The organism is Methylobacterium sp. WL19, from assembly GCF_008040005.1.
Classification (GTDB): Bacteria; Pseudomonadota; Alphaproteobacteria; order Rhizobiales; family Beijerinckiaceae; genus Methylobacterium; species Methylobacterium bullatum.
In genome coordinates this window covers 32,442-49,527 of record NZ_VRVC01000017.1, presented here as the reverse complement: position 1 = coordinate 49,527, position 17,086 = coordinate 32,442, and the positions used below count along the sequence as shown (strand labels likewise).

15 protein-coding genes are annotated in these 17,086 nt (G+C 67.5%); 10 read left to right on the top strand and 5 right to left on the bottom strand.

Features of this window, described 5'->3' with window-relative positions; genetic code table 11:
• The coding region (locus FV220_RS05700) for a (5-formylfuran-3-yl)methyl phosphate synthase (protein WP_281406072.1) at positions 1 to 259 on the bottom strand (259 nt) is incomplete at its 3' end.
• A gap of 37 nt (positions 260 to 296) precedes the next feature.
• Positions 297 to 794: a DUF3280 domain-containing protein gene (locus tag FV220_RS05695; protein WP_147830115.1), complete on the bottom strand. Its 498-nt coding sequence runs from the start codon at positions 792 to 794 to the stop codon at positions 297 to 299.
• 341 nt (positions 795 to 1,135) lie between these two features.
• Here FV220_RS05695 and FV220_RS05690 point away from each other — a divergent pair, with 341 nt between their 5' ends.
• From FV220_RS05690 to FV220_RS05650, 9 genes are all read left to right on the top strand, one after another.
• Positions 1,136 to 2,362, top strand: coding sequence for an ABC transporter substrate-binding protein (locus tag FV220_RS05690; RefSeq protein WP_147830105.1), 1,227 nt, complete (start codon positions 1,136 to 1,138; stop codon positions 2,360 to 2,362).
• Between the two features lie 154 nt (positions 2,363 to 2,516).
• Complete coding sequence (locus FV220_RS05685; RefSeq protein ID WP_018043586.1) at positions 2,517 to 3,503, top strand: YVTN family beta-propeller repeat protein; 987 nt, start codon at positions 2,517 to 2,519, stop codon at positions 3,501 to 3,503.
• A gap of 175 nt (positions 3,504 to 3,678) precedes the next feature.
• Positions 3,679 to 4,113: a hypothetical protein gene (locus FV220_RS05680; protein WP_026175893.1), complete on the top strand. Its 435-nt coding sequence runs from the start codon at positions 3,679 to 3,681 to the stop codon at positions 4,111 to 4,113.
• A 14-nt stretch (positions 4,114 to 4,127) separates the two neighbouring features.
• Complete coding sequence (locus FV220_RS05675) at positions 4,128 to 4,370, top strand: hypothetical protein (protein WP_147830103.1); 243 nt, start codon at positions 4,128 to 4,130, stop codon at positions 4,368 to 4,370.
• A complete protein-coding gene (locus tag FV220_RS05670; protein WP_018043583.1) occupies positions 4,367 to 5,122 on the top strand; it encodes an ABC transporter ATP-binding protein in 756 nt (251 codons plus the stop codon). Before FV220_RS05675 ends, FV220_RS05670 begins: the two co-directional genes overlap by 4 nt.
• Positions 5,123 to 5,324: 202 nt before the next feature.
• A complete protein-coding gene (locus tag FV220_RS05665) occupies positions 5,325 to 6,209 on the top strand; it encodes an ABC transporter permease (RefSeq protein WP_056149509.1) in 885 nt (294 codons plus the stop codon).
• Positions 6,206 to 6,832, top strand: a complete 627-nt coding sequence (locus FV220_RS05660; RefSeq protein WP_056149507.1) for a hypothetical protein — start codon at positions 6,206 to 6,208, stop codon at positions 6,830 to 6,832. The genes FV220_RS05665 and FV220_RS05660 overlap by 4 nt, the downstream gene beginning before the upstream one ends.
• 548 nt (positions 6,833 to 7,380) lie before the next feature.
• Positions 7,381 to 9,831 carry a TonB-dependent receptor gene (locus FV220_RS05655; protein WP_147830101.1) on the top strand — a complete coding sequence of 817 codons (2,451 nt, stop codon included), beginning with the start codon at positions 7,381 to 7,383 and terminating at the stop codon, positions 9,829 to 9,831.
• A 313-nt stretch (positions 9,832 to 10,144) separates the two neighbouring features.
• Complete coding sequence (locus FV220_RS05650; RefSeq protein ID WP_238253894.1) at positions 10,145 to 10,567, top strand: hypothetical protein; 423 nt, start codon at positions 10,145 to 10,147, stop codon at positions 10,565 to 10,567.
• Between the two features lie 115 nt (positions 10,568 to 10,682).
• Here the strand turns inward: FV220_RS05650 and FV220_RS05645 are convergent, their stop codons facing one another.
• The 3 genes from FV220_RS05645 to FV220_RS05635 all read right to left on the bottom strand — a co-directional run bounded on the left by FV220_RS05645 (position 10,683) and on the right by FV220_RS05635 (position 14,606).
• Complete coding sequence (locus FV220_RS05645; RefSeq protein ID WP_056149755.1) at positions 10,683 to 12,227, bottom strand: undecaprenyl-phosphate glucose phosphotransferase; 1,545 nt, start codon at positions 12,225 to 12,227, stop codon at positions 10,683 to 10,685.
• 110 nt (positions 12,228 to 12,337) lie between these two features.
• The gene (locus tag FV220_RS05640; RefSeq protein WP_147830097.1) at positions 12,338 to 13,576 is read right to left on the bottom strand and encodes a glycosyltransferase family 4 protein; all 1,239 of its coding nucleotides are present in this window, start codon (positions 13,574 to 13,576) and stop codon (positions 12,338 to 12,340) included.
• Positions 13,577 to 14,033: 457 nt separating this feature from the next.
• Complete coding sequence (locus tag FV220_RS05635) at positions 14,034 to 14,606, bottom strand: polysaccharide biosynthesis/export family protein (RefSeq protein ID WP_018043576.1); 573 nt, start codon at positions 14,604 to 14,606, stop codon at positions 14,034 to 14,036.
• A gap of 182 nt (positions 14,607 to 14,788) precedes the next feature.
• Here FV220_RS05635 and FV220_RS05630 point away from each other — a divergent pair, with 182 nt between their 5' ends.
• The gene (locus FV220_RS05630; protein WP_147830095.1) at positions 14,789 to 17,068 is read left to right on the top strand and encodes a GumC family protein; all 2,280 of its coding nucleotides are present in this window, start codon (positions 14,789 to 14,791) and stop codon (positions 17,066 to 17,068) included.
• Positions 17,069 to 17,086: the final 18 nt, after the last annotated feature.

Below are 17,086 nucleotides of genomic sequence, written 5' to 3'. Positions count from 1 at the left end.
CCGCCACGTCGGCGGCCATCGACGCGGCGTCCATCGGTTCGCCGGCCACGGCACTGCTCACGGCCCTGCCCGCGACAGCCGCGACGATGGCCCGGACCGTCCCCGTCGGCAGCGCGCCGAGGGCGCCGTGGTCGGGATCCTTGGCGTCGATCAGGTCGGCACCCGCCGCCGTCGCCATCGCGGCCTCGGCCGCATCACGGACGCTGACGAGTAGGCGGGGACCGGTTGGGCGGGGACACGGAGTGGCTTGCGGTGACATCGGGCTCAGGGTGGAATTTCCTTGGAGGACGGAACGTTCAGGATCGGTTGGGCAAGGGTTCGGCCAGGAGACGGTTCTTGACCACCCATCGCATGGCATGGGCCCATGTGTCGTCGGTATCGGCCCGGATCACCACCTGTCCAGCCCGCACGACCTTGCCGGAAGCGGCGTCCGAGATGAGGACGTAGAGATTGAAGATCTGGTTGGAGCCCTTCTCCACGAAACCGTTGACGGCGAGATCGGCCCCGAGGCTCTTGGCGATGGTGGCGGCGCAGCCCTCGCATTTGAAGAGGGGCGCCTGCTTGGCGATCTCGGCGGCCTGGGGCGCCACGTCCACGACCTCCACCGCATTGCCGGCGGTGAGCGCCTTGCGGAGCTCCTCCGTGACCAGGGCGAGGCGTCGAGCCTCGTCGGGACGCGCCTTGCGGCCGCCGACCACACCCGGATCGTTGAGCTCGATCCCGAAGATCGCCGCCTTGTCGGGAGCGGCGAGGGCCGGTCCTGCCAGGACCGATCCGGCCAGGATCGCGGCCAGGGCGAGGGCGGCGGGCCGCGTCACCGCGCGTCCGAGGCCGGTTGGCGGCAATGACTTCACGGACTTTGGCATCATGGGCGTGGCGCGACGAGACCTGACGAATGGGGACATGGCGAACCTGTGTCACGATCGATGCGGCCTGCGGCGGACACCGCGCCCGAGCCTTCAAAGTCGAGCAGTGACCGGATTTGACAAGTCGTGCAAATCGGCTCGCCGGCGCGGAGCGATCTCGCGTGTATTCGCGCCCATCGGCACGCAAGCGACGCTCCGCCGCGCCTTAGGGTTTCCTTATGCTTCCGCGATTGAGCGTATCCGCGCAATGTTGTTAGCGTGCCGACCGTATGAACGCATCGCTCCTCTCCCGATCCGCCGCCCTCGTCCTCACGCTCGGCCTCGGCGGCACGGCGTCCCTCGCCCTGGCGCAGGAACCGGCGGCCTCCGCGCAGGCGGCGGAGGCCGCTCCGGGTGACACCCATATCGGCCTGATCTACCGGCCCGAGATCGCGCCGTCCTCCTACGATGCCGAGGCCGCGCCGGAGGACGAGGGCGTCGCCGGCGCCCGCATGGCGGTGAAGGACAACAATACGACCGGGCGCTTCACCAAGCAGACCTACGCCCTCGACGAGGTCGCCCTCACGGAGGGAAAAAGCGCCGTCGACGCCGCCCGCGACCTCGTGGGCAAGGGGATCCGCTATCTCGTCCTGGCGCTGCCGGCCGACGAGGTTCTGGCGGTCGCCGACGCGGTCAAGGGCGAGGGCGTGACCGTGTTCAACACCGCCGCGCCCGACGACCGCCTGCGCGGCGCCGATTGTCGCAAAAACGTCTTCCACGTGATCCCCAGCCGGGCCATGCAGACCGACGCGCTGGCGCAGTTCTTCACGCTGATGCGCTGGCGCAAGATGTTCCTGATCGTCGGCCCCAACGACAACGACAAGCTCTATGCCGACGCGTTCCGGGCCTCGGCCAAGAAGTTCTCCCTGAAGATCACCGCCGAGAAGCCCTGGACCTTCGGCCCGCTCGCCAAGGCGCGGGGCGACACGCCGACCCGCTCCGAGGCGATGGTCTTCACCCGCGGCGTCGATTACGACCTCGCCATCGTCGCCGACGAGGCGAACGATTGGGGCGATTACGTCCCCTTCCGCACGGTGGACCCCCGGCCGGTCGCGGGAACGCAGGGGCTCATCGCGGCCACCTGGCACCCGACCCTGGAGACCTGGGGGGCGGCCCAGGCGCAGAACCGCTTCCGGCGCCTCGCCGGCCGGCTGATGCGACCCCTCGATTACCAGGTCTGGGCGGCTTTGCGCTCGGTGGGCGAGGCGGCGACGCAGAAGAAGACCGCCGACCCGGCCGTGCTCGTACCCTACTTCGCCGACCCGGCCTTCAGCCTGCCCGCCTACAAGGGCGTCTCGCTGACCTACCGGCCCTGGGACCACCAGCTGCGCCAGCCGATCATCGTGGTGCAGCCCAAGGCCATGGTGACCGTGGCGCCCGAACAGGGCTTCACCCATCAGCGCACGCCGCTGGACACCCTCGGTGTCGACCTTCCCGAGACGGCGTGTCGGTTCTGACGGTCCGCGAATGTTCGGGGATCTGCGAATTTTCGCGCCCGTCCTGCGGCAACGCGCTTGCGTTCCGCGTGCAGGCATGCGCTCCCCGTCAGGACAAACTGCACTATAATCACTGTCAATCGCGCAAAGAAGCGATGCCCAGGGAGAAGACGGAATGAGCCTCGGCTTCAAGGCAGGCGTGTGTGTGGCCGCCCTCGTCGGTGCGACGATGGCTCTGAGCGCCACCGCGCAGGCCTACACGGTCTACGTGACCAACGAGAAGGCCAACACCGTCAGCGTCATCGACACGGCGACGATGGCCGTGACCGGAACCTGGAAGGTCGGTCGGCGCCCCCGCGGGGTGACGACGAGCAAGGACGGCAAGGAGTTGTTCGTCTGCGCTAGCGACGACGACCGCATCGACGTGCTCGACACCGCCACCGGCAAGGTGGTGCGCTCTCTCCGCTCCGGACCCGATCCGGAGCAGTTCATTTTGGGGCCGGGCGGCAACCCGCTCTACGTCGCCAACGAGGACGACAGCCAGGTCACCGTCATCGACATCGAGAAGAACAAGGTCCTGGCCGAGGTGCCCGTCGGCGTGGAGCCGGAGGGGATGGGCCTGTCGCCGGACGGCAAGATCCTGGTGAACACCTCCGAGACCACCAACATGGCGCATTTCATCGACACCACCACGTTCCAGGTGATCGACAACGTGCTGGTGGATGCGCGACCGCGCTTTGCCGAATTCACCTCGGACGGGAAGTTCCTCTGGGTCTCGGCCGAGGTCGGCGGCACGATCAGCATCATCGACGTCGCCGCGCGGCGGGTCATCAACAAGATCGCCTTCAAGATCGCCGGCGTGAACGAGGAGGCGATCCAGCCCGTGGGCATCCGCATCACCAAGGACGGCACCAAGGCCTTCGTGGCCCTGGGGCCCGCCAACCGCATCGCGGTGATCGACGCCAAGACCTACAACGTCGAGAAGTATCTGCCCGTGGGGCAGCGCGTGTGGCAGCTCGCCTTCACGCCGGACCAGAAGTTTCTGTTCTCCACCAACGGCTCCTCCAACGACGTCTCGGTGGTGGATGTGGAGGCGAACAAGGTCATCAAGAGCATCCCGGTGGGATTGCTGCCCTGGGGCGTGGCGGTGTCGCCGAATTGAGGTGCACTTTCCCTCCCCCTTGTGGGGAGGGTCAGGGTGGGGGCGGCTCCGCCTGCCTCCGTAGAGGGTCACCCAGCCACCCCCACCTCCAACTCCTCCCCACAAGGGGGAGGAGGGACGCGCGGATATGCCGAAGGACGGACCGCCTCAAGGCGGCCAACGGGAGGACGATCACATGACGAGGACGATGCGGACGATCACCCTCGCCCTGGCGGCCCTGCTCGCCACGGGGCCAGCCTCGGCCCTCGATCTCACCAAGAAGCGCTCCAACCTGCCGGATCTGGTCCTCGGCAACGAGGAGGGCAACGATTTCGTGGTCGAGAACCGGGAGATCGAGCTCGAATCCGGCAAGGCCTATCGCCTGCGCATCGTCGCCAAGGGTCGGCAGGAATATAAGTTCTACGCCACCGAGTTCTTCCGCAACATCTGGTTCAACCAGATCGTGATCCAGCATCTCGAGATCCACGGCAGCGGCCCGCCGGACCACCTCGAATTCGACGATCCGGGCGAGATCGCCATCGAGTTCGTCACGATCAAGCCCGGCGAATACCCCTGGTCGATCCATGGACTCGAATCCAAGGGCATGACCGGCAAATTCATCGTCAAGTAAGGCAGGGCCTCCGCATGCGTCTCCTCATCCCCACATTCGCCTTCCTCCTCATCGCCGGCCCGGCGCTCGCCGACGACAAGGCCGCCTGTGCCGAGGGCATCGCCACGATCAAGGACGCCCTCGCCAAGGGGCCGTCCGAGACCGCCGCGCCGAAGCTCAAGAAGGCCCTGCGCGTGGCCGAGCGCGAGCAGGGCGAGGGCGAGTTCGACGAATGCCTCGACGCGGTCGGTGACGCCAAGCGGGCGATGAAGCCGTGAGCGACGGGGCAGGGGAGAGTGCGGCCCTCGACGTGGCCGGCGTGAGCCATCGCTTCGGCGCGCGCGCGGCCCTGTCCGACGTCTCGATCCGGGTGGAGCGGGGCCGGTTCATGGCCCTGCTCGGCCCCAACGGCGCCGGCAAGACCACCTTGTTCTCGGTGATCACCCGGCTCTACGCCAGCCAGGACGGGCGGGTCTCGATCTTCGGTCACGGCCTCGACCGCGAGCCGTCCCGAGCGCTCGCCCGCCTCGGCGTCGTCTTCCAGGCCCGCACCCTCGACACCGACCTCACCGTCGAGCAGAATCTCCTCTACCATGCCAGCCTGCACGGCATCGCGCGCCGGGCCGCGAAGGCCCGCATCGCGGCGCTGCTCGCCCGCGTGGGCCTGAGCGACCGGCGCGACGACAAGGTGCGCACCCTCTCCGGCGGCCAGTCGCGGCGCATCGAAATCGCCCGCTCCCTGGTGCATGAGCCGAAACTCCTGCTCCTCGACGAGCCCACCGTGGGGCTCGATCTCGAATCCCGTGCCGATATCGTCGCCATCGTCCGCGCCCTGGTGCGGGAGGAGGGGCTGTCGGTCCTCTGGGCGACCCACATCTTCGAGGAGATCGACGGGGCCGACGACGCGGTCGTCCTTCACAAGGGCCGCATCGTCGCGCGTGGAACTGCGGACTCCATCGCGCAAGGCGACGAGACCCTGGAAGCCGCCTTCCGGCGCCTCGTCGCCGAACCGCCGAGGCAGGCCGCATGAGTGCAATGCCCAAAGGCCTCCGATCCCACTCACGACCTCATCCTGAGGTGCTGCGCAGCAGCCTCGAAGGAGGGTTCCAGGGATCATGGAGCGAACTGGAAGCCTCCTTCGAGGCCTTCGCTGCGCTCCGGCACCTCAGGATGAGGGTGGGGATGGGACGTGCCGATAGGCCTGTACCCCGGCTATCGATGGGTTCCTTCTCATGACAAAGACCATCGCCTCGACGGTTGCCGGCCCGACAGAAAAACCCGTGCCCCATCTCGGCCGCCTCGACGCGCTCGGCTACCTGATCTGCCTCGGCGGCATCGTCCGTCGCGAGTTGCTGCGGTTCTTCAACCAGAAGGAGCGGTTCTTCTCCGCGCTCGTGCGGCCACTGGTCTGGCTGTTCATCTTCGCGGCGGGCTTCCGCAACACGCTCGGGGTCTCGATCGAGCCGCCCTACCAGACCTATGTCCTCTACGAGGTCTACGTGGTGCCGGGGCTGGCCGTGATGATCCAGCTCTTCAACGGCATGCAATCCTCGCTCTCGATGGTCTACGACCGCGAGGTCGGCTCGATGAAGGTGCTGCTCACGAGCCCCTATCCGCGCTGGCTGCTGCTGCTGGCCAAGCTGATCGCCGGCGTCACCGTCTCGGTGGTCCAGGCCTATGCCTTCCTCGCCATCGCCTGGTTCTGGGAACTCGACATCCCGGCCATCGGCTACGTGGCGGCGCTCCCGGCCTTCATCGCCGCGGGGCTGATGCTCGGCGCCATCGGCCTGCTCCTGTCCTCGATGGTCAAGCAGCTCGAGAATTTCGCCAGCGTGATGAACTTCGTGATCTTCCCGATGTTCTTTGCTTCATCGGCCCTCTACCCGCTCTGGCGCATCCGCGAGTCGAGCGAGACGCTCTACCTGATCTGCATGGCCAACCCGTTCAGCCATGCCGTCCAGCTCGTGCGCTTCGCCCTCTACGGGCAGTTCGAACCGATCGCCTGCGCCGTCGTCGTGGGCACCACCATCGCCTTCTTCACCCTCGCCGTCATCGCCTACGATCCCGGTCGCGGCATCATGGCCCGGCGCGGCGGACCGGCCGGAGACAATTCATGATTCTTTCGCGGACATTCGTACTGGCCCTGGCGGCCGGCGGTCTCCTCTGTGGGCCGGCCCTCGCCCAGCCCAAAGCGGACCCGGACTGGCCCTGCGTCCAGCGCAAGGTCTCGACCCTGAGCCCCGGCACCGTCTGGACGGGGCCGGATCTGGAGGCCGCCGGCCCTTGGGGCGACGATTACGAGGCGGCCTCGCTCGCCCAGAAGATCGCGTCGCGCCGCACCGAACTCGGCGAGGTCGATCCACTCCTCGACGAGTTCGTCGCCAAGGCCGGCGACGACAAGGCCAAGCGCCTCACCCGCGTCTTCGCCGGCGTGTTCGAGGTGGTGAACAACGAGCGCAACCGGGTGATCGGGGGGATCACGCGCTACGCGCAGGGGCAGCGGCGGATGGCCGAGCGCATCCGCCAGGAGGCCGACCAGATCAGTTCGGTGAAGGACGGCCCCAGCGCCAACGACGCCCGCGAGATGCCCAAGGAAGCCTCGGAACTGGAGACGAAATTCGCCTGGGACCGGCGCATCTTCCAGGAACGCAGCCAGTCCCTGACCTATGTCTGCGAAGTGCCGACCCTGTTGGAGCAGCGTCTCGGCGAGGTCGCCCGCAAGATCCAGGCGCGCCTCTGACCCGACGTCACCATCGGGCTTTCGCCAAGCCAAGTGTCCTCAGGCCCGCCGGACCCTCCGGCGGGCCTTTTGTATCCTGTATCAGTGCCCCTGACCCATAGGTCAGGGTCACTGAGGTCCGGCGGACGAATGCCGCCGCGCAGTCGCGCGGGCATACCTCGATGAGTCGGGCTCATCGAGGTCTGGTATTGCTCGCCGTGGATACTCGCCTCGGCCGCGGAAGGATTGGACGCCGTCGATTCGCTCGACCTTCGTGACGGTCCGCCACGTACGAAGAGGCTCATCCCATCCCCAAGACACGGAAAACATTCCGGCAGCACTTGTTGCCTAATCGTCCCGCTTGTCGTTCCTATTGATCCTGAAGTCTTTGTATTCTCTGGCAAATCGTGTTGCCCGCAGATCACGCGCGGACGCCATCTCTGTGTGTCCTTATTAGAATCGTCGAATCCCCCCGCGACCGCATTGTCGAAGCCCGATACGCCCCGCAACATTCGGTAACGAGCCGGGACAAACCGGCCACGCCATTTTGAATCGAAGGGTCTCGGGACATGAAGAAGCGGACGCTGCGGAGCAGCCTCCTCGTTTCGGTAGCGCTGCTGCCGGGCGTCGCCTATGCGCAGACGACGGTCGTCGGCGGCCAGCAGGCCGTGACGCTGCAGGAACTGGACGTGGTCGCCACCACGCCGACGCCCACCCTGCGCAACGCCCAGGGCGTCCTGCTCGGCCAGGACCGTGACAAGCTTCCCCAGAACACCAGCGTCCTGACCTCGGCGGACGTGAACCGGGTCGGCACCCCGAGCGTGCTGCGCGCCCTCGACGAGCGGATCGGCTCGATCAGCATCAACAACGCGCAGGGCAACCCCTTCCAGCCGACCATCACCTATCGCGGCTTCGAAGCCTCGCCGCTGGGCGGAAGCCCCCAGGGTGTTGCCGTCTACGTCAACGGCAACCGCTTCAACACCTCCTTCGGCGACACGGTGCAGTGGGATCTCATCCCCGACATCGCCGTCGACCGCATCGAGCTCGAAGGCTCGAACCCGGCCTACGGCCTCAACGCCCTCGGCGGCGCGCTCAGCGTTCAGCTCAAGAACGGCTTCACCTATCAGGGCACCGAGCTGAACCTCTCGGGCGGTTCGTTCGGGCGCTTCGGCGGTTCGTTCCAGCACGGGCAGCGCTCGGACAATGTCGGCCTCTACGTCGCCGGCACGGCCCTCTCCGAGAACGGATGGCGCCAGCACTCGCCCTCGCGCCTGCGCCAGTTCTACGGCGATCTCGGCGTGCAGGCGGAGAAGGGTGAGTTCCACCTCAACTTCATGGGCGCGATCAACAGCCTGACCGGCAACGGAACCCTGCCCGTCGATCTGCTGGACTTCAAGCGCAACGAGGTCTTCACCTATCCCGACAAGACGCTGAATGCGTTCGGACGCATCGGGCTCTCCGGCACCTACGACATCACCCCCACCGTGACGATCCAGGGCAACGCCTATTACGGCCGGTTCGAGCAGAACACCGCCAATGGCGACGCCGCCGAGGTGGAGCGCTGCGAGGCGAACGAGCGGTTCCTCTGCTCGGAAGGCGCCAACGAGGAGCAGTTCTTCCTGCGCGACCGGCTGAACCGTCGCGTCCAGGCGAGCAGCGTCAGGACGGCCAACTTCGCCCGGCTTCCGGCCTTCGCCGAGCGGTTCGACGAGGGCGGCCCCTACGCCTTCCTCAACTCGACCCGGACCAACACCGAGAATTTCGGCGTCTCGGTCCAGACCAACGTGCGCGAGACGCTGTTCGGGCTGCCGAACCGCTTCGTCCTCGGCGGCTCCTACGATGGCGGCCGCACGGCCTTCACCGCCGACAACGCCGTGGGCGGCCTGACCTTCGACCGCGGCTTCTTCGGCCCCGGCATCGTCGTGCGTAGCGACGACAACTCGATCACGCCGGTGAGCGTGAAGTCGAGCAACGATTACGGCGGCATCTACCTGCAGAACAACACCGACCTGACCGATCGCCTGACCCTGACGCTGCAGGGCCGGTTCAACATGGCCAAGATCGTGCTGGAGGATCAGCTCGGCACGGCCTTGAACGGCAACCACTACTTCCAGCGTTTCAACCCGGGCGTCGGCGCGACCTACAAGCTCGTGCCCGATTTCCTCACCGTCTATGGCGGCTATGTCGAGGCGAACCGTGCGCCCACCCCGGCCGAACTCTCCTGCGCCGATCCGCTCGCCCCGTGCTCGCTCACCAACTTCTTCGTCGGCGATCCGCCGCTGAAGCAGGTCATCTCCCGCACGGTGGAAGCGGGTTTCCGCGGCAAGCTGCCCTCGCCGATCGAGCTCGGGGTGCTCAGCTGGAAGGCCGGCGTGTTCCGGGCCCGAAACGAGGATGACATCACCTTCGTGCCCTCCGACATCACCATCGGCCGGGCCTATTTCCAGAACGTCGGCTCCACCCGCCGCCAGGGCGTCGAGGCGAGCCTCGCCATCACCACCCCGGTCTGGAACGCCTTCATCGACTACGCCTTCGTCGACGCGACCTTCCAGTCGCCGCTGACCCTGGCCTCCGGCGGCAACCCGTTCGCCACGCCGAACCCGGCCCAGCCGGACAACTCGGAAGCCAACCAGATCTTCGTGCGACGCGGCGACAAGCTCCCCGGCGTCGCGCCGCATCAGGTCAAGGTCGGCGTGCAGTACAACGTCACGCCGGAATGGCGGGTCGGCGTCCTCGGCCGTGTCGCCACCGGCAAGTTCCTCGTGGGCGACGAATCGAACCTCAACAAGACCACCGGCAACTACGCGGTCATCGGGTTCAACACGAGCTACCGGGTGAACGAGAACATCGAGCTCTACGGCTACGTGGAGAACGCGCTGAACGCGAAATACGCGACCTTCGGCACCTTCTCGCCGGTCGGCGAGGTTCCGATCCTGGCCCTGCCCAATGCCAGCTCCAACCGGAGCCTGGCCCCCGGCGCGCCGATCGCGGCTTATGGCGGAATGCGCATCTTCTGGTAGCCGCCCCTCGATACCAGACCTCGCTGAGCCCGGCTCATCGAGGTCTGCCCGCGCTGACTGCGCGGCGGCATTCGTCCGCCGGACCTCCCTGACCCTGACTTATGGGTCACCGAGACGTGGTAGAGCCCCTACGATGGGCCACCGCTCCGGAGACGGGGCGGTGGCCTTTTCTGTCGGTCGCCATATTCGGTCGCCATGTGCGGCGGAGTGCCCCGTCAGGGGATGATCCGCCACAGGTTCGACGATGTCGCAGCAACATGCCGGGTGGGTCGAGCGTTGGCGTGCCATGTTCGACATCATCGGAAAGCATCGCATGACCAAGGCCCTTCGCGAGACCAGGACGTCCTCGGACAAGGCGCATTCGCCGACCACGGCCTCGCCGCTGATCCGCGTCCTCGTGCCCGCCCTCGTCTTCACCGCCATTGCCGGTCCGGCTTTCGCCTCTGCGTGTTCCGACCAGATCGCCACGATCGAGCGGCGCCTCAACAGTTCCGGCGCCGTGTCGGTCACCGGCACCGCTTCGGCCGACGGCAAGGTCGCGTCCAATCCGTCGATGGGCCTCGACGCCCCTCCCGGCGGCAAGCCCACCGATCCCTCGACCACCCCGAATGCCAAGAGTGTCGACCACGCCCGTCACCTGATCGAACAGGCGCGCAAGCAGGAAGCGGCCGGAGATGCCAAGGGCTGCGAGAACACGATGACCGAGGCCAAGAAGGCTGCCGGTTCCCTGCCGTAACGCAGCACACCTGTCGCGCCGGCCTCCGGCGCAAGAACGGCAAAGGCCGCCCTTCGCGATGCGAGGGGCGGCCTTTTTGCGTCGCCGGGTGCATGCATCCCGGGAGGATATCGGATCAGTAGGCGTTCTTGGTGGTGACGAGTGAGAGCGGAGTCGCCAGCATGATCTGCACGTCGAACAGGATCGACCAGTTCTCGATGTAGTAGAGGTCGTGTTCGACGCGGCGCTGGATCTTCTCGTCGGTATCGGTCTCGCCGCGCCAGCCATTGATCTGGGCCCAGCCGGTGATGCCGGGCTTGACCTTGTGGCGGGCGAAATATCCGTCGACCACCTGATCGTAGAGGGTCGTGCTGGTCTTGGCCTGGACCGCGTGGGGCCGCGGCCCGACCAGGGACAATTCCCCCTTCAGGACGTTGAACAGCTGTGGAAGCTCGTCCAGCGACGTCCTGCGGATGAACCGGCCGAGGGGCGTGACGCGCGGGTCGCCGCGGGTGACCTGCTTCGCGGCCGTGAAATCGGACTGGTCGGCATACATCGACCGGAACTTGTAGACCTCGATCGTCTCGTTGTTGAAGCCGAGGCGCTTCTGCCGGAACAGGATCGGACCGGGCGAGGTGAGGCGAACCGCGATGGCCAGGCCGAGCATGACCGGCGCCAGCACGATCAGCATGGCCATGCCGACGACGCGATCGAAGATGGCCTTGGTGACGATGTCCCAATCGGCCATCGGCTTGTCGAACACGTCGAGGACGGGGACTGAGCCGAGATAGGAATAGGCCCTCGGGCGCAGCTTGAGCTTCGTCGCCTTGGCGGAGAGGCGGATGTCGATGGGCAGCACCCAGAGCTTGGCCAACATTTGGAGCAGGCGATCCTCGGCCGCGATCGGCAGCGTGAAGACCACGAGGTCGAGGCGCGTGGAGCGCGCGTAATCGACGAGATCGCTCACCGTGCCGAGCTTCGGGTAGCCGGCGATCACCGAGGAGGACCGGTTGTCCCCGCGATCGTCGAACACGCCGACGATGCGGATGCCCGCATCGGATTCCGCTTCCAGTGCGCGGATGAGCTCTTCCGCCAATGGCCCGCCCCCGACGATGGCCGTGCGGCGGTCGAACTGTCCGCGCAGCATGCGGGCGGTGACGAAACGGAGCAGGACGAGGCGTTCGGCGAGGAGCAGGGCCAGCCCCAGGGCGTAGAACAGCGCGAGCCAGATGCGGGAATAATGGTCGGCGACCTTGGCGAAGACCATGACCGTGGCAACGACGAGGAACGTCAGCGACCAGGCGGCGGTGAGGCGCAGGGCGGGTTTGAAGAAGGTCCGAAAGGCGGCGATCCGGTAACTGCCGAAGATCTGGAACAACGCCACCGCGAGCCCGGCCACGGACAGGATCGCCGCAGGATAGCTCCATCCCAGTGCGACGACGCCGCGGAGTTGCACGAAGTGGGTGGCGAAGCCGAGGATGGCGATGAGCGCCATGTCCGCCAGCCGCACGCTGCCCGACAGCACGACGGGAGACAGGACCCCGCCATGGTCGCGGGGCGCCCCGATTTCGGCGGGAGGAATCGCGGATTCGGCGGAGCCGTCATGAGCCGTATCGACCGCATTCGGCTGGCTGGGATTCCCCGCCGCCTTCAGAAGGTCGCGAACGTCGAAGGCGCTCATCGTCTGCTTTCGTTCGAACTTTTCGTCGGTGAGATGGGGGGACGATGCCAAGCCGGCATCACGGAACATTTAACGAAGGCCCGGCCGCCGGAAGCATGGCAAAGAGCAAGTTAGCGCGACTTCGGCAGTTCCTTCATCGGCGGCAGCGCCGTTGCTAGGGTAAACGTTCCTCGAAGCCGCAGGGCGGCGGCGTAGCCGGATAGCACATCCGCCCCCATCCGTTTCATCGAGAACCGTGTCCGCACGGATTCGCTGAGTGCCTGGGCTCGCGCGAGACCCCGGGCGGGGTCTTCGTCGAGCAGGCGGAGGATGGCATCCTTGAGGGCGACGGGGTCCTTGGGTGCCACGAGATCGTCCGCCGCCGCCCCGAAGATCTCCGGGATGCCGCCCACATTGGTCGAGACGAGGGGCTGGCATGCCGCTGCGGCTTCCAGCACCACGTAGGGCAGGGACTCGGCGAGCGACGGAACCACCATGATCCGTCCCTTCGCCAATGCGGTACGGATCGGCTGGGGCGGCTCGAAGGCCACGGAAGCGGACAGGCCGAGCCGCCGCGCCCGCTCGGCCAAGAGGTCGGCGTCCGGGCCCGATCCCACCATGAGGAGGCGGCAGGGGCGCCCCTCGGCCCGTAGCGCAGCCAGGGCGTCGAGCAGGACCGCGATCCCCTTCGCCTCGCGCAACTCGCCCACATAGACCAGGTCGTAGGCGTCCGCCCGGTGCGGCACCGGCGCGAACTCCGCCTCGTCGATGCCGTTATGGACGATCCGTAGGGTGCGGGGCGTGCCCCCCACGAAGCGCCGGTGCCGCCCGGCCACGTATTCGCTCTCGAACAGGAACACGTCGGTGCGCGCCGCGAGCAGGCGCTCGACCCCCATGTAGAGCCGGTGGCGCAGGGAACCGGGCTTGTAATTGTAGCTGCCGCCATGCGGCGTGTAGGCCCGGATCGGCGAGGGCGAACCCGGGGGCAGGCGGGCGATGCGGGCATAGGCCCCCCCTTTGGCGCCGTGGCCGTGCAGGATCGTGGCGCGGACCTCCCGCGCCCGTGCGGCGACCGCGCGTACCGCGGCGAGGTCCGATCCGTGCGGGTTGCGCCGCATGGGGAGCCGGACGATGCCGAGTGCGAGATGGGGCAGGAGTTCGTCGAGCGCCCGCTCCGCGTTCTCCCCGCCCGTGGAGGCATCGCAGACAAGGCCGATCTCGTGGCCGGCGGCGGCCTGGATCCTGACGAGGTCGCAGACGTGGCGGAACAGCCCTCCCACCGGCGCGCGGAAGACGTGAAGGATGCGGTAGACGCTCCCGCCCTCGCCGGGGGAGGGGCGAATGGACGGGATGGAGGCGGACGCACTCACGACGGACAAGCTCCACGCGACGACCATTCGAACCGGGCGACGGTATGACCTTAGCGAAGACTGGTTTCCAGAGATGCTACCACCGTCGAGGACCGTAGCCGCAGGATCGGTTCAGGCGGTCGTGAGATCGAAAACCTCTCGTTCGGTCATGCGGCCCCTGACGGAATCTCGAAAGTGCGGATTTCCCCGCAAGTGTGAATCCTGGCTTTCCGCCTTGCGGGGAAATCCGCCGGTGGCAGGCCGCTCCCCGAATGACTGGCCCCCGCCAGCGGCAAGGGAACGGACGCCCTGCTGGGCGGGGCCGGATGTTCGACACGGTGGTCGTCATCAGCAATGCCGCCAGTGCCGCGAGCATAAGTTATCTCGACATCGTCCGACCGGGCGAGACACGACGAAGGCCCGGATCCTATGGATCCGGGCCTTCGTCGATCGACGACGCATCGAAGACGAGACGTCCTCAGAAGAAGCGTTCCTTGATGACGATCGTGTCGCCGGGCCTCACCAGGTAGGTCATCGGGACGATGCCCGAGACGAGGCCGTTCGGTCCCTCGCGGGTGAGGACGGCATAGTCGCGGGCCGCCCGCGGCCCGAAGCCCGCCGCGATCGCCACCGCCGTCTCCACGGCCATGCCGTTCACGTAAGGGTACTGCCCCGAGGTGGTGACCTCGCCGAGGATGTAGAACGGCCGATAGGCATCCACCTCCACCGTCACATGCGGCTCGCGCACGAAGCCCGCCGCCAGCTTGGCCTCGATGGTCCGGGCGGCCTGGGCCGTCGATTGCCCTCCCACCTTCACGAGCCCGATGAGCGGCATGGCGATGCCGCCCGTCCCGTCGATGGCGTAGATGTTGGAGAGATTGTCCTGGCCGAAAACGATGACGCGCAGCCGGTCGCCGGTGGCGAGCGTATAGCGTCCGCCGATCGATCCGGTGGCGGTGGCGTCGAGCTGCGCGGTCCGGAAGTCGGGACGCAGGCATCCGCCCAGTGCCAGAGTGGAGGAGAGAGCGAGGAGAAGGGAGCGCCGGTTCATCATCCAAGCCGCTAAGAGCAAGTTTCTGCCTCTATTGGTAGGTTCATATGGTTAACAAAAGCTGATGCGCCGCCCGGAATGCGCTGCGTTGCAGTCGATCTTAACCGACGATCAATCTTAACGAGTTCTACTCTTCCTTGAGGCGTCCGATACGCCGTCCTGCCTTGCGTAAAGATCGTCTCATGCCCCGCTCGCAGCAGACCGTTTCCTCGATCGAACCGATCCCACAGCGGGACGAGGGGCTCGGCCTGTCCCAGCTGTTCGGGGTGCTGGCGCGGTCCTGGCGCTGGATCGTCCTTCCCACCCTGGCGGCGGGGATCGGGGCCATCGTCTTCGTGCAGGTGGTTCCGCCCCGCTATACCGGCGAGGCCAAGATCCTGCTGGAGAGCCGCGACGCGAGCTTCGCGCGGACCGCCCAGGAACGCGGCGAACAGCCCCTGGCCATCGACGAACAGGCGGTGGCGAGCCAGGTCCAGGTGGTGATGTCCCGGGACATCGCCCGGGAGGCGATCCGCCGCCTGAAGCTCGTGGGCAATGCCGAATTCGATCCCGAGGTCGACGGCATCGGTCCGGTCCAGCGCGTCCTGATGATGATCGGGCTCGGCAGGAACCCGATGGAGCGGGCGCCCGAGGACCGGGTGCTGGAGACCTATTTCGACCGCCTCCTGGTCTACCCGGCCGGCAAGTCCCGCATCCTGACGGTCGAGTTCCGCTCGCGCGATCCGGACCTCGCGGCCAAGGCCGCCAACACCATCGCGGAACTCTACATCGCCTCCCTGGAATCGGCGAAGGTGGACACCGCCCGCTACGCCTCGACCTGGCTCGGCGGCAACATCGACACCCTGCGCACCCGCGTGTCCGAGGCCGAGGCGAAGGTCGAGGCCTTCCGCGCGCGCAACGGCCTGATCAGCGGGGGCGGCGGCGCCACAAGCCAACCTCTGGGCACCCAGCAGCTCAGCGAATTGTCGACCCAGCTGTCCCAGGCCCGCACGGTCAAGGCCGATCTCACGAGCCGGGCCAAGCTCATCCGCGAGATGATCAAGGACGGCCGCGCCTTCGAGATCCCGGATGTGGCCAACAACGAGGTCATCCGCCGCACGGTGGAGCAGCGCATCACCCTGCGCGGGCAGCTCGCCCTCGAATCGCGGACGCTGATGCCGGCCCATCCCCGCATCAAGGAACTGACCGCGCAGATCGGCGACCTCGACGCGCAGATCAAGTCCACCGCCGACCGGGTGGTGCGGACGATGGAGAACGACGCCCGTATCGCCGAGGCCCGGGTCGAGAGCCTGAACGCCGCCGTCGACGCGCAGCGCGAGGTCGTCTCGAAGGGCAATTCCAGCGAGGTCCAGCTCCGCGCCCTCGAACGCGAGGCCAAGGCCCAGCGCGACCAGCTCGAATCCTACCTCTCGCGCTATCGCGAGGCCTCGGCCCGCGATGCCGAGAGCGCGGCCCCCGCCGATGCCCGCGTGGTCTCCCGCGCCGTGGTGCCCCAGATCCCGTCCTTCCCGAAGAAGCTGCCCATCGTGGCCCTCGCCCTCGTGATGGCGATGCTGCTGTCCAGCGGCGGGGTGGCGGCGCGCCATCTCCTCCGCGATCCCGACGAGACCCGCCGCCGGACCGGGCCGGACGATCGGGCTCCCGAGCCCGCCCCCTTCGCCTTTCCGGAAGCGTCCACGGCCCTGTCGCGCACCGGCACCGCCGCCGCCCTCTACGAGGCGCCGTTGATCGCCCGCGTCGTCGTCCCCCTCGTCGCCGCCGCTCCCGCCTCCGTCCCGGAAGCCACGCTGTTTCCAGAGCGGGAGGATACGGAAGAAGCCGCCGGGGAAGCGGGCCGGACGGCCGTTCCCAGCTACGATCTCCAGGCCCTCACCCGTCGCCTGCGCGAGCGCATGGGCCGCAACGGCGGAAGCCTCCTCGTGGCGGAGACCGATACGGACGCCGACCGGCAGCTCGCCGGGATCCTGGCGGAGGCACTGGCCGCGAGCGGGCGCGTCCTCCTCGTGGACGTCAATGGCCCGGCCTCTCCCTCGGACGATGCCGGCCTCACCGACCTCGTGGCGGGCGAGGCGGCCTTCCTCGACGTGATCCGGTCGGTGCCGTCGGTGCGCAGGCTCCATGCCATCCCGCGCGGCTTCGTCGATTGCGACATCCTCACGGACGAGCCGGAGGCCCTCGCCATCGCCCTCGATGCCCTGGCCCAGAGCTACGATTGGGTCGTCTATCGCCTGGGCGAGGCCCAGTCCGAGGGGGCTCGCGACCTGCTGACGGCCATGGCGGGCCGGATGAACGCCATCGTCATCGCCTCCGACACGTCGCCCGAGGATCCCGAGCTCGTCGCGCTCTACGGCCTGGCCGACCGGGAGGGATCCGGCTCCGTCCTCGTCGCCGGAGAGCACCCCGCGAACGAGCACGCCGCTGCTGGAAAGCCGGGGGCCGGCGCAAGACTTTCGGCGGCCTGAGGACTTTCGGCGGCCGGC